Here is a 13,753-nt window from a genome sequence, read left to right on the forward strand (position 1 = left end):
TGTTATTCTCCCCGTTTCCAGCGAGTGCCTTGAGCCGTATCTTCAAGAATGATATTCATGCTTTTCAGCTGGTCGCGGATCTGGTCTGACAATGCAAAATCGCGATTCCGGCGTGCTTCATTTCGCTTTTCGATTAAGTCTTCAATCTCTTGATCGAGAAGTTCCTGCTCACCCAACGAAAAACCGAGGACAGAAACAATGCGGTCAAACATCTCAATAAACGCCGTAATCACATGATCAGCCGTATGATCTTTCTGAAGATAATAATTGGCGTGTTTCGCTAAGTCAAACAAGACTGAAATGGCATTCGCCGTATTAAAATCATCGTCCATCGCTTCTTCGAATGCTTTGCGGTGTTCTTCAACTTTTTCAAGCCATTGATCGTCATCTTCGGTTAAATTCGTACTGCTGTTCAGACGGTGCTGAAGATTGCTGTACGCTGTTTTTAAACGGTTGAACGCGCTTTTCGTATTCTCCAGAAGCTCTTCTGAATAGTTAATCGGGTGGCGATAATGAACAGATAGCATAAAGAATCTCAAAAGCTGCGGATCATGCTGTTTAATGATGTCATGGACAAGCACAAAGTTGCCTAGTGATTTTGACATTTTTTCATTATCAATATTGATATAACCATTATGAAGCCAGTACTTCGCAAACGTTTTGCCTGTTAGCGCCTCAGATTGCGCAATTTCGTTTTCATGGTGAGGGAATGTTAAATCCTGTCCGCCCGCATGGATATCAATCTGGTCACCGAGATACTTTTTCACCATTGCTGAGCATTCAATGTGCCAGCCCGGACGTCCTTTTCCCCAAGGGCTATCCCAAGAGATTTCTCCTTCTTTTGCCGCTTTCCACAGTGCGAAATCAAGAGCATCTTCTTTTTTCTCGCCGACTCGGATGCGTGCACCTGATCTAAGTTCATCGATTGATTGCTGAGAAAGCTTTCCGTACCCTTCAAACGCTCTGGTTTTGAAATATACGTCACCTTCTGATTCATATGCGTAGCCCTTTTTCACGAGCTGATCTACGAATTCGATAATGGCATCCATGTTCTCCATTACTCGCGGATGAAGGTCGGCTTTTCGGCAGCCGAGCGCACCTACGTCTTCAAAGTATGCTTTAATAAAACGCTCTGAAATGGTGGGTACATCCTCACCGAGTTCTTTTGCCGCTTTAATTAATTTATCGTCTACGTCTGTGAAGTTAGAGACATACTGCACATCATAGCCTTTATACTCTAAATAGTTTCGAACCGTATCGTAAACGATTGCCGGACGCGCGTTCCCGATATGAATGTAATTGTAAACCGTGGGTCCGCATACATACATTTTTACTTTTCCCTCTTCAAGAGGAACAAATGTTTCCTTCTGTCTAGTCAATGTATTATAAAGTGTGATTGTCATTTTTGATTGATCCTTTCTTTTCTGTCTTCAAGTTCTGCCTTCAGCTCTAAAATCTGCTGTTCCAAAGACTTAAAGCGGTCAGCAACTGGATCGGGCAAATCCTGATGGTTTAAATCGCGTCTTACTTTCTTGCCATTTTGTACAACGACCCGACCAGGGATACCGACAACTGTTGAAAAATCAGGAACATCATGCAGCACTACTGAACCAGCGCCAATCTTTGAGCCTTCACCGACCGTAATAGAACCGAGCACTTTAGCACCTGTGGCTATCAATGCGTCATCTTTAATCGTTGGGTGCCTTTTTCCCTTTTCTTTCCCCGTTCCCCCGAGGGTAACCCCCTGAAAAACGGTTACGTTATTGCCGATTTCACATGTCTCCCCAATGACAACCCCCATGCCGTGGTCTATGAAAAATCTTCTCCCGATTGTAGCGCCGGGGTGGATTTCTATCCCGGTAAAAAATCGGCTTACTTGAGATATAAGGCGTGCAAGGAAATAAAATTTTCGTTTATATAAAGCATGTGCAATCCGATGCGCCCATATAGCATGTAAACCGGAATAAGTTAAAATCACTTCAAAATAGCTTCTTGCTGCGGGATCTTGATCGAACACAGTATCAATGTCTTCTTTGAGCATTCTAAAAAACACATGCTTCCCCCCGTTTCTCTATCTGATTTCCTCTACCCAATAAAAAAAGCGCCTCTGCATGTAAACATGACAGAGACGCTTTAACCGCGCGGTTCCACTCTGTTTGAAAAGCAGACTTCTGCTCTCCCAACTTCAGCCTGTAACGGCGGCGGCCGCCTTTGAATACTGATTTCAAAAAACGTTCTTCAAAGGTCTTAAGGGCGCACTTCTAAAACCCGGCTCATGGATCTCTCTCAGCCAATGGAGATCCTTTCTGTAATGGCCTAAAGCTTTATACTCTTCCCTGTCAACAATCATTTATTTAGATATTTTTTAAACGCTGAATTGCAGTCTCTTTACCGATCAATTCAATTGATTGCGGCAGTTCTGGACCGTGAGTTTGCCCTGTTACAGCAACACGAATCGGCATAAACAGTTTTTTCCCTTTATGGCCAGTTTCTTTCTGCACTGCTTTGATCGATGCTTTGATGTTATCCGGAGTGAACTCCTCAAGCTCTTCAAGCTTCGCTGCGAATGTGCTGAGCACTTCAGGAACCTGTTCTTCTTCCAGAACAGCTTTCGCTTCTTGATTATACTCGATCTCATCCGTAAAGAACAAATCAGTCAGCTCAACAATTTCCGCACCGTAGCTTAATTGCTCATGATACAGGGAAATCAGTTTGCGAACCCATTCTTGTTCTTCAGCAGAAAGCTCAGTGCCAACTTTGCCGGCTTTTTGCAAATGCGGAAGCGTCAATTCAACAACCTGATCAAGATCCAGCTTCTTCACATATTGGTTGTTAACCCATTTTAGCTTATGCATATCAAACAAAGCTGGTGATTTAGATAAACGATTTACATCAAAAATTTCAATAAACTGCTCTTTTGTGAAAAGCTCTTCTTCTCCAACCGGTGACCAGCCTAACAGGCCGATAAAGTTGAACAGTGCTTCTGGCAGGTAGCCAAGCTCTTTGTACTGCTCGATGAATTGAATAATGGATTCATCACGTTTACTGAGCTTTTTACGGCTTTCGTTTACGATCAGCGTCATGTGTCCGAACTGAGGAATATCCCATCCGAATGCTTGATAAATCATAATCTGTTTCGGTGTGTTAGAAATATGATCCTCACCGCGCAGCACGTGTGTCATTTTCATTAAGTAGTCATCAATCGCTACCGCGAAGTTGTAAGTCGGCGTTCCGTCCTTTTTCACAATAACAAAGTCGCCGATGCCATCTGATTCAAACGAAATTTCGCCTTTTACGATATCATTGAAGGCGATGATTTTTCCTTCCGGCACGCGGAAACGAATACTTGGTTTTCTGCCTTCAGCGATAAATTTCTCCTGTTCTTCCTGAGTCAGGTCTCTGTGTTTTCCGGAATAACGAGGCATTTCTCCGCGGGCAATCTGTTCTTCACGCTCTTTTTCAAGCTCTTCTTCCGTACAGTAACATTTATAAGCAAGCCCTTTTTCAAGAAGCTCTTCATAGTACACTTTATAGATATCGTTACGCTCTGACTGACGGTATGGACCGTACTCTCCTCCGACATCCACACTCTCATCCCAGTCAATACCTAGCCACTTCAGATAATTCAGCTGGCTTTGTTCTCCGCCCTCAATATTGCGCTTTTTATCTGTATCCTCAACTCGAATGATAAACTTACCGCCTTGATTGCGGGCAAATAAATAATTAAAAAGCGCCGTTCTGGCATTTCCAATATGCAAATGTCCGGTTGGACTCGGTGCATAACGGACGCGTACTTCGTTTCCCATTTTCAAATACTTCCTTTCATGTCATGTATGGCCTCAGGCAAAAATGTATGAATCTATTCTACCACCAAATAGACCCGGCATCAAAACAAGTTAGCCTTTTTGTATCAGTACTGTCGCCTGAGCCGCTATTCCTTCCGCCCGGCCTGTAAATCCAAGCTTTTCTGTCGTTGTTGCTTTTACATTTACTTGAGAAACTTCTGCCTCAAGGCCTTCAGCAATTCTTTTTCTCATATCTTCTATGTACGGCAGCATCTTCGGCTTTTGCGCTATGATGGTGCAATCAATGTTCCCAAGGACATACCCCTTCTGTTTCACAATTCCCCAGACATGCTGAAGTAATTTGAAAGAATCTGCGTCCTTGAACTCGGGATCTGTGTCAGGAAAATGCTTGCCGATGTCTCCTTCACCCACAGCTCCCAGGCAGGCGTCAGCGACGGTATGCAGCAAAACGTCTGCATCAGAATGGCCAAGCAGCCCTTTTTCGTACGGGATTTCAATTCCGCCAATAATGAGAGGACGCCCCTCAACTAATTGATGCACATCAAATCCTTGTCCAATTCTAAACATGTTTATTCCCACTTTCTGATTCCATGATAGCTTCAGCTGACGTCAAATCGTCTGGCGTCGTCAGCTTAATATTTGTATAGCTGCCTTCTACAACACGGACCGAACCGCCCTCCATCTGTTCAACGAGGCTGGCGTCATCCGTCCCTAAAAATCCCTTGCGCTCGGCCTCAGCGTGAGCCTTCATCAATAAAGAAAGACGAAAAGCTTGTGGCGTTTGGACAGCCCACAAGCTTGAACGTTCAATCGTCTCACTGACTTGTAAATCTTGAACGCGTTTAATCGTATCTTTTACCGGAACAGCAAGGATGGCCGCTCCTGTCTGTTCCGCCTCTGCGATCAGTTCGTCAATTTGTTCATGTTTTATAAATGGGCGAGCACCGTCATGTACAAGGACAATCTTTTCCTGCTTTACGGCTTTCAGCCCCTTATACACACTGTGCTGACGCTCATCTCCGCCTGCAACAAGCTCAATTGAAGTTTGAAACGGGTAATCGGACAGCAATTGCTGAAAGTGCTCCCGCTCCTGCTCGTTAATCACCAAAATGATTTTATCGCACTGCCGGTGACTGTCAAACACTCTTAACGTGTGTATGATCACCGGGTCTCCCTTCAGCTCAATGAACAGTTTATTTCTCCCTGCCTTCATCCGCTTTCCCTGTCCGGCTGCAGGAATCACCACATCATAACTCATTGTTTTTTCTCCCTTTACAGCGCCTTCTCCAACAGCTTAGGCTTCGCAAAAATCATTCGTCCCGCTGCTGTCTGCAGCACACTTGTGACGAGTACATCAATATGCTTGCCGATATAATTCCGTCCTTCTTCAACGACAATCATCGTACCGTCATCCAAGTAGGCAACTCCCTGATTATGCTCTTTCCCGTCCTTAATGACCTGAACATTCATTTCCTCGCCAGGAAGCACAACAGGCTTGACCGCATTGGCAAGGTCATTAATGTTTAATACTGCTACCTTCTGAAGCTCGCACACTTTATTTAAATTAAAATCATTCGTCACAACGACCCCGGATGTCAGCTTAGCAAGTTTGACGAGCTTGCTGTCAACCTCCTGAATATCTTCAAAGTCGCCTTCGTAAATTTCAACTTCAATGTCTAATTCTTTCTGAATGCGGTTCAGGATATCAAGACCGCGGCGTCCTCTGTTTCGTTTTAAAACATCTGAAGAGTCTGCAATATGCTGCAATTCCTCAAGGACAAACTGCGGAATCACGATAACTCCCTCTAAAAAACCAGTCTGACAAATATCTGCTATTCTCCCATCAATAATAACACTAGTGTCCAAAATTTTCAGCTTCTTGTCTTGAACCTCATGTTCTTCATCAGCTGTTCCTTTTTTCTTTTGCATTCTGGCGGAAATGGAAAACAGGCTGATCAATTCATCCTTTTTCTTAAAGCCCACCTGGAAGCCGAGATAACCGAGGAAGAAAGCCAAAAATACAGGAATTATTGTGCTGAATATGCGGTAAGGTATATTGTCTAAAGGAATAACATTTACGATAAGATAAGCAATTATAAGTCCAAAAACTAAGCCAAGACTTCCAAATAACAAATCTGGAACCGGCGCTTTTAACAATGAATCCTCTATCCACTTCACCCAGTTCACAACGTATTCTGTACCCCATATACTGATGAGAAAAAAGATAATTGCTCCTATTGCCGCAGACGTATATGCGTTTGTTATTAAAGGTATGTCCTGTATATTTAACAGTACAAACAATTCAGGTATCAAAAATATACCAACAACGCCGCCAAAAATAATGAAGAACGCCTGAACTATTCGTTTTAACATACCCCCACCTCCTTTTTTAACATTTTAATTTCACAAAGTCTTATGCATCCTACGAATATCAGAATAAACAAAAACCAACATTAATATACCCGTATTCATAAGGTTTTAACCGAAATCACAGTTGTCTGTCTAAATAATGCTTCTCTTGCAGGCGTTTTAATCCTTTTTTGATTTTTTGGGCTCGTACTTCACCGATTCCCTCTACTTCATCTAATTCTTCTGCACTCGCCTCAATAATCCTTGGTAGGACTCCAAATGCTTCTACAACATTTTCAACAATCGGCATCGGAAGACGCGGTATCTTATTTAACAGCCTGTATCCTCTCGGCAATACATAATCATCAAGATTAGTAGAAGCAGGGTAACCGAGAAGCTTATACACAATGGAATCATCCAGCAGATCATAACTGGACATATCCTGCAGCTCCTTCAAGAGAACAAACGGATCTTTAATCTTTTCTTTTACATAGTCCTTAATAAATAAAGCGGCCTCTTCTTCCATATCCGTAATCAATTCAATGACTTGCAGTTTGATCAGATGCCCTTCTGTCCCCAGCTCTTTGATATACATATTAATTTCGTTTTTGATTCTCAGTACCATTTCATAACGATGCATGACAGACAAGACATCACTGAAGGTAACAAGTTCCTCAAACTCTAACGCGTTCAGTGCATTAATCGTTTTATCGAGGATTGTCTTATATTTTTCAAGTGTTTGAATGGCTTGGTTCGCCTTGGTTAAAATAAATCCTATGTCTTTTAGTGTATACTTCATGTTTTCCTGATATAACGTTATGACATTTCTTCTTTCAGAAATAGCGATTACAAGACAGCCAGTTTGCTTAGCTACTCTTTCGGCAGTTCTGTGCCGCATTCCTGTTTCTGATGAAGAAATTGTGGCATCCGGCATCAGCTGAGTATTCGCGTAGAGGATCTTTTGACCCGAATCACTTAAAATGATCGCTCCATCCATTTTAGCCAACTCATATAAATGCGCCGGAGAAAAAGCCGTGTTTATGTGAAAGCCGCCGTCCACCACTTCTTTTACTTTATCATTATATCCAACAACAATCAGACCGCCTGTATTTGCTCTCAAGACGTTTTCCATCCCCGCTCTGAGCGGTGTACCCGGAGCAACAAACTGCAATATAGATGACAGGTCTAACTCGTGTTTCGCCCCTTTTTTCTCTTTTTCCATCTATTATCCTCCTAATGAAGTACGAAGCGCTTCTGCAACATTTGCTACTCCGATAACCTCAATCCCTTTTGGTTTTGTCCATCCATCCAGATTTGCCGCGGGTATGATCATGCGTTTAAAACCAAGCTTTGCCGCTTCTTTCACACGCTGTTCAATTCTTGAAACCCGCCGGACTTCTCCGGTTAATCCCACTTCTCCAATAAAACAATCTGCAGGATTTGGAGGTGTGTCTCTAAAGCTTGATGCGATACTAATCGCAATGGCAAGATCAATTGCCGGTTCATCAAGCTTAACGCCGCCAGCCACTTTCAAATAAGCATCCTGATTTTGCAGCAGCAGTCCAACTCTTTTTTCTAACACAGCCATTAACAGAGAAACCCTGTTATGGTCTATTCCCGTTGCCATACGTCTTGGGTTGCCAAAGCTTGTTGGCGAGATGAGCGCCTGAATTTCAACGAGAATCGGTCTAGTGCCCTCCATAGAGGCAGTGATACTCGAGCCTGCGGAACCAGCAGAGCGTTCTTCTAAGAAAATTTCCGAAGGATTCAAAACCTCAGTGAGCCCCTCTTCCCGCATTTCGAAAATGCCCATTTCGTTTGTAGATCCGAAACGGTTTTTTACAGCCCGCAAAATACGGAAAGTATGGTGGCGTTCTCCTTCAAAATATAAAACAGTGTCAACCATATGCTCCAACAGTCTTGGACCTGCAATAGACCCTTCTTTCGTTACGTGCCCTACGATAAAAATCGGAATACCTTTTGTTTTTGCAATTTTCATCAGCTCAGCGGTACATTCTCTGACCTGTGACACACTGCCTGGAGCCGATGTAATATCGCTTTGGTAAACCGTTTGAATAGAGTCAACAACGACAAACGCTGGATTCATCTCTTGTATAGCAGACGAAATATACTCCATATCGGTTTCAGATAAAACATGCAGTGACGGATTATTAATGCCGAGACGGTCTGCTCGCAGCTTCGTTTGCTTTACAGATTCTTCTCCCGAAATATACAGGACACTGTTTGATGAGCCTGATAATTGAGCGGAAACCTGCAGTAATAGCGTTGACTTTCCGATACCAGGATCACCACCAATTAAAACGAGGGAGCCTTTAACGACACCTCCGCCGAGTACTCTGTTAAACTCGCCAAGCTGGGTTTTGACGCGGGGTTCTTCTGATGTTTCGATTGATGTAATAGGTGAAGGTTTCTGTACAGTTTGAACAGAATGAGAAAAAGCCGCTCTCCGATTGGCCGGTGCTTTTTTAATCATTTCTTCCACCATTGTATTCCAAGCACCGCAGCCCGGACATTTCCCCATCCATTTTGGAGACTCGTAGCCGCAGGATTGGCAGATGAATTTCGATTTTGTTTTAGCCATATATAGTGTAAGACCTCTCCCTTGTTCTATTTCTTGATATGAAAGTGAGGCATACACTTACATGCTGTATGCCTCATTTCCGTCTTCTATATTAATTCGTTTTAGCAGTCGTTTTTACGACAAATTCGCCATCTTCTACATCAAGAACAATATGCTGTCCTTTATGAATATTTCCTCTGAGGAGTTCTTCAGATAAACGATCCTCGACATGTTTTTGGATCGCTCTTCTTAACGGACGGGCACCGTATTCCAGGTCAACGCCCTCTTCCGCGACTTTCGCTTTTGCAGCATCTGTCAATTCGATAGAAAGATCTTGTTCTTTCAGGCGTTTCGTTAATTGATCAGACATTAATGACACAATTTCAGTAAGATGTTTTTTCTCAAGTGAATGGAAGACAATGATTTCATCAATACGGTTGATGAACTCAGGTCTGAACGCTCGTTTCAATTCACCCATCACTTTATCTTTCATGTCTTTATGATTTTGAGTTTCATCCTGAACGTTAAAGCCGACATATTTATTGCGTTTCAGCTCACTTGCTCCGACGTTTGATGTCATGATCAGAATGGTATTGCGGAAATCGACTGTTCGTCCTTTAGAATCAGTCAATCGCCCGTCTTCAAGAACTTGCAGAAGGATATTGAAGACATCAGGGTGCGCTTTCTCGATCTCATCAAGAAGCACGACAGAGTAAGGTTTTCTTCTGACTTTCTCTGTCAATTGACCGCCTTCATCATATCCCACATATCCCGGAGGTGAACCAACAAGTCTTGAAGTTGAGTGTTTTTCCATGTATTCAGACATGTCAATTCTGATCATGGATTCTTCATCGCCAAAAATGGATTCAGCAAGTGCTCGTGCAAGTTCTGTTTTACCTACACCTGTAGGGCCTAAGAAAATGAATGAGCCGATTGGGCGTTTAGGATCTTTCAACCCTGCTCTCGCACGTCTGACGGCTTTTGCAACAGCTACAACTGCCTCATCCTGGCCGATGACGCGGGAATGAAGAATGTTTTCCATATTGAGAAGCTTATCAGTTTCAGTTTGGGCGATTTTAGATACAGGCACACCGGTCCAGCTGGATACAACCATCGCAATATCATCCACAGTAACCTCTGAGTTTTCCTGCCCTTGCTTCTCTTTCCATGATTTCTTCGTATCCTCTACTTGCTCGCGCAGGCGTTGTTCAGTATCACGCAAGGAAGCAGCTTTTTCAAACTCTTGGCTTTGCACTGCCGCATCCTTCTCTTTACGAACCTCATCAAGCTTCTGCTCAAGCTCTTTTAAGTTAGGAGGCGTTGTAAATGAGCGCAGTCTCACCTTTGAACCTGCTTCATCGATCAAGTCAATTGCTTTATCCGGAAGGAAGCGGTCAGAAATATATCTGTCAGAAAGCTTAACCGCAGCTTCAATGGCATCATCAGTGATAGAAACGCGGTGGTGGGCTTCGTATCTGTCACGCAGACCTTGTAAAATTTGAATACTTTCATCTACAGATGGCTGATCAACCTGAATCGGCTGAAAACGGCGTTCCAGTGCTGCATCTTTTTCAATATATTTACGGTACTCATCAAGAGTCGTTGCACCAATACATTGGAGTTCGCCGCGAGCAAGTGAAGGTTTTAAAATATTAGATGCATCAATAGCACCTTCTGCTCCGCCTGCCCCGATTAATGTATGGAGCTCATCGATGAATAGAATGATATTTCCTGCCTGGCGAATTTCATCCATGACCTTCTTCAGGCGATCCTCAAATTCTCCGCGGTATTTTGTGCCGGCAACAACTGTTCCCATGTCTAATGTCATCACACGTTTATCACGCAAAATTTCGGGTACTTCATTATTGATAATTTGCTGTGCCAAACCTTCTGCGATAGCAGTTTTACCTACACCTGGTTCCCCAATGAGAACAGGGTTGTTTTTCGTTCTGCGGCTTAACACTTCAATGACACGCTGGATCTCCTTGCTTCTGCCGATTACAGGGTCAAGGCTGTCTTCCTTCGCAATAGCAGTTAAATCTCTTGCCAAGCTGTCAAGCGTAGGCGTATTCGCATTGCTGTTTGTTCCTGCCGCTGATGATCCTGTTTCATTACTTCCTAGAAGCTGGAGCACCTGCTGTCTTGCTTTATTTAAGCTGACACCGAGATTATTCAAAACTCTCGCAGCAACACCTTCTCCTTCACGAATCAGTCCAAGAAGAATATGTTCTGTTCCAACATAAGAATGACCGAGTTTTCTTGCCTCATCCATTGAAAGCTCAATGACTTTTTTAGCTCTAGGAGTATAATGAATCGTTTGAGACATTTCCTGCCCGCGCCCGATCAAACTTTCTACTTCTTTCTGAATTTTATCTGAACCGAGTCCAAGCGCTTGAAGAGCTTTAGCAGCAATGCCCTCTCCTTCTCTTACCAGTCCTAATAAAATATGCTCAGTGCCAATGTTATTATGACCTAACCGAAGTGCTTCTTCCTGTGCTAGCGCCAGTACTTTTTGAGCTCGTTCTGTAAATCTTCCAAACATCATATCGATTCATCCTCCTGTCGTTTCCCATTCATTTCTAAGTGAAGCCGTTCTCTGATGAGAGCCGCTCTTCGAATGTCCCTTTCGTTCGGACGCAAAGCGCCTCCCGAGTATTGCTGTAAAAATCCTGGCTGCGTCAAAATCATAAGTTCGTTAAGTATGTTGCTTGAAAGTCCTTTTATAATGCCTAGGTCTATGCCTAACCGAACATCTGAAAGGCACTTTGCAGTTTCTTTCGATTCTATCATCCGGCAATTAGACAAGACCCCATAAGACCGATATACCCGATCCTCAAGTTCGATTTTAGAAGTTTGATAAATCGCTTCTCGGGCAGATCGTTCTTGTTCAATCAACTGAGCAGCAACACTGTTAAGATCCTCTACAATATCCTGCTCTGACTTACCAAGCGTGATCTGATTTGAAATTTGAAAGATATTCCCTACTGCTTCGCTGCCTTCCCCATAAATTCCTCTAACAACTAAGCCTAATTGATTAATTGCCGGTATAATTCGATTTATTTGCCTAGTTAAAACCAGTGCCGGCAGATGCATCATGACCGAAGCCCTTAAACCTGTACCTACGTTTGTAGGACAGCTGGTTAAGTATCCTCTTTGCTCATTGAATGCATAATCAACTTTTTCTTCAATCCAGTCGTCGACCTGGTTTGCGGCTTTCATTGCTTCTAAAAGCTGAAATCCAGGGAAAAGACACTGAATTCTAATATGGTCCTCTTCATTTAGCATGACGCTTACTTCCTCATTTTCAGAAAGCAAACAGCCGCCAAAAGGAGACTCTGTCAGATTAGGACTGATTAGATGTTTTTCAACAAGTACACGCTTTTCTAAAGGCTGTGCATCATTCATTCTAATCAAAACAAATTTGCCGATTCCGGGAATTTCTTGCTCTGAAAACTGATCTTCAAATTGCTGTATGATGGATGAGGCTTCTTCATTGGAATACCGCGTAGGGAACCGAATATGCTCAAAGTTCCTTGCTAAACGTATGCGGCTGCTGAGTACAATGTCACTTTCAGGTCCTTTCTGCTTCATCCAACTGCTTAGTGCGTCCTGAATAAAATGCTTTAGCGACATTACTCCTGTTCCTCCTCACTATCTGTACTTTTGAGTGATTGTTCTAATGAACGAATTTGATCTCTTACATGAGCTGCATTTTCAAATTCTTCTTGATGGATTAAGGATTCTAATTCCTTTTTTAGCATATCAATCTGCCGTCTGACATGAAGATTGCCGCCTATTCGTTTCGGTATCTTACCTGCATGCACAGTGTTTCCGCTGTGCACTTTACGTAGGATTGGTGTAATGTTGCTATGAAATGTTTTGTAACATTCAGAACATCCAAAACGGCCAATTTTTCTGAATTGCTGAAAAGTCATTCCGCATTTCGGACAAGCAGATATTTGCTCCGAGTGACTGAACATTTGAGTTCCTGCATTTTGAAATGAAGAATCCATGTTCAGTAAACCCGAAAGTAAATTATGAATAGAGAAACCCTGGTTTGCACTTATACCATATGAATCACTATTTTCTTTGGCACATTGTTCACAAATATGAACTTCTATTTTTTCTCCGTTAACAACCTTTGTAAAGTGAAAAGTGGCTGGTCTCTCGTGGCACTCTTGACAAATCAATCTTTTCACCCGCTTATTTTAATTTTAAAGAAGTCAGCATTGCCTTCATCATTCTCGCTCTTAATTCATCACGTTCAGGTAAGTCAATGTGTAAAACTGAGCGGTCCATTACGCTGACCATCATTTTTGCTTCTCTTTCTGAAATTACCTTGTCTTCTAATAGCCTTAAAATAATGTCATCAGAGGCTGCTTGAGACAAATGGGTATTAATTTGAGAAATTATATTATTGATCAGGACAACTTCATTGTTCATTTTAATTTTAATGATTCTGATGTAACCGCCGCCCCCGCGTTTGCTCTCAACAATATATCCTCTTTCGCTTGTAAATCTGGTGTTGATGACATAATTTATTTGGGAAGGAACGCATTGAAATTTATCTGCAATTTCACTTCGTTTAATCTCTAAAATTTCCTTGCCATTTTGATCTAACACTCGTTTTAAATATTGTTCAATGATGTCAGAAATATTATGTCCCACTCAACCCCCTCCTTTACTGACTTTGACTATATTTGACTTTAATCTTACTATAAGCCGTTTCTCGAGAATTTTCAACTTTCTCGCTCTATCCTTTATTATTTCCATTTTCCCGGTCCACAAAACCTGATTGCTGATTTAAAATTCGGTATAAAGTTATTATATTATACAGTTAAGTGGAATTTTATGATACCAATAAACCAAAATACAAAAAACCCAGCTCAATGAGCTGGGTTTAAGCTTGCTTGGCGGCGTCCTACTCTCACAGGGGGAACCCCCCGACTACCATCGGCGCTGAAGAGCTTAACTTCCGTGTTCGGTATGGGAACGGGTGTGACCTCTTCGCTATCGC

12 protein-coding genes, 1 rRNA gene and 1 other annotated feature are annotated in these 13,753 nt (G+C 42.5%); all 13 genes read right to left on the bottom strand.

The annotated features are described in order from the left end of the window. Window positions 1-2: 2 nt before the first annotated feature. A complete protein-coding gene (gene cysS, locus SB658_RS21335; protein WP_144500611.1) occupies window positions 3-1,403 on the bottom strand; it encodes a cysteine--tRNA ligase in 1,401 nt (466 codons plus the stop codon). Further along, window positions 1,400-2,053: a serine O-acetyltransferase gene (gene cysE, locus SB658_RS21340; RefSeq protein ID WP_003225749.1), complete on the bottom strand. Its 654-nt coding sequence runs from the start codon at window positions 2,051-2,053 to the stop codon at window positions 1,400-1,402. Before cysE ends, cysS begins: the two co-directional genes overlap by 4 nt. Window positions 2,054-2,121: 68 nt before the next feature. Continuing rightward, window positions 2,122-2,352, bottom strand: a binding site (T-box leader). Between the two features lie 2 nt (window positions 2,353-2,354). Beyond that, the gene (gene gltX / locus SB658_RS21345) at window positions 2,355-3,806 is read right to left on the bottom strand and encodes a glutamate--tRNA ligase (RefSeq protein WP_014478617.1); all 1,452 of its coding nucleotides are present in this window, start codon (window positions 3,804-3,806) and stop codon (window positions 2,355-2,357) included. A 90-nt stretch (window positions 3,807-3,896) separates the two neighbouring features. Next, on the bottom strand, window positions 3,897-4,373 hold the full coding sequence (gene ispF, locus SB658_RS21350; protein ID WP_014475594.1) for a 2-C-methyl-D-erythritol 2,4-cyclodiphosphate synthase: 477 nt from the start codon (window positions 4,371-4,373) through the stop codon (window positions 3,897-3,899). Beyond that, window positions 4,366-5,064: a 2-C-methyl-D-erythritol 4-phosphate cytidylyltransferase gene (ispD, locus tag SB658_RS21355; protein ID WP_003235019.1), complete on the bottom strand. Its 699-nt coding sequence runs from the start codon at window positions 5,062-5,064 to the stop codon at window positions 4,366-4,368. The genes ispF and ispD overlap by 8 nt, the downstream gene beginning before the upstream one ends. 14 nt (window positions 5,065-5,078) lie before the next feature. Next, the gene (locus tag SB658_RS21360) at window positions 5,079-6,179 is read right to left on the bottom strand and encodes a PIN/TRAM domain-containing protein (RefSeq protein WP_003235014.1); all 1,101 of its coding nucleotides are present in this window, start codon (window positions 6,177-6,179) and stop codon (window positions 5,079-5,081) included. A gap of 115 nt (window positions 6,180-6,294) precedes the next feature. Continuing rightward, entirely contained in the window at window positions 6,295-7,377 is a 1,083-nt protein-coding gene (gene disA, locus SB658_RS21365) for a DNA integrity scanning diadenylate cyclase DisA (protein WP_003225736.1), read from the bottom strand. Window positions 7,378-7,380: 3 nt separating this feature from the next. After that, window positions 7,381-8,757 carry a DNA repair protein RadA gene (radA, locus tag SB658_RS21370; protein WP_015252992.1) on the bottom strand — a complete coding sequence of 459 codons (1,377 nt, stop codon included), beginning with the start codon at window positions 8,755-8,757 and terminating at the stop codon, window positions 7,381-7,383. Window positions 8,758-8,848: 91 nt separating this feature from the next. Next, window positions 8,849-11,281: an ATP-dependent protease ATP-binding subunit ClpC gene (clpC, locus tag SB658_RS21375; protein WP_014475592.1), complete on the bottom strand. Its 2,433-nt coding sequence runs from the start codon at window positions 11,279-11,281 to the stop codon at window positions 8,849-8,851. Further along, on the bottom strand, window positions 11,278-12,369 hold the full coding sequence (mcsB, locus tag SB658_RS21380; RefSeq protein WP_003235007.1) for a protein-arginine kinase McsB: 1,092 nt from the start codon (window positions 12,367-12,369) through the stop codon (window positions 11,278-11,280). Before mcsB ends, clpC begins: the two co-directional genes overlap by 4 nt. Then, window positions 12,369-12,926, bottom strand: coding sequence for a protein-arginine kinase activator protein McsA (gene mcsA, locus SB658_RS21385; protein WP_015252993.1), 558 nt, complete (start codon window positions 12,924-12,926; stop codon window positions 12,369-12,371). Before mcsA ends, mcsB begins: the two co-directional genes overlap by 1 nt. Window positions 12,927-12,939: 13 nt before the next feature. Then, window positions 12,940-13,404, bottom strand: a complete 465-nt coding sequence (gene ctsR, locus SB658_RS21390; RefSeq protein ID WP_003225724.1) for a transcriptional regulator CtsR — start codon at window positions 13,402-13,404, stop codon at window positions 12,940-12,942. Between the two features lie 240 nt (window positions 13,405-13,644). Beyond that, a 5S ribosomal RNA gene (gene rrf, locus SB658_RS21395) occupies window positions 13,645-13,753 on the bottom strand; the annotation flags it as partial.

It is taken from the genome of Bacillus sp. SIMBA_008 (genome assembly GCF_046535495.1).
Taxonomy (GTDB): Bacteria; Bacillota; Bacilli; order Bacillales; family Bacillaceae; genus Bacillus; species Bacillus subtilis.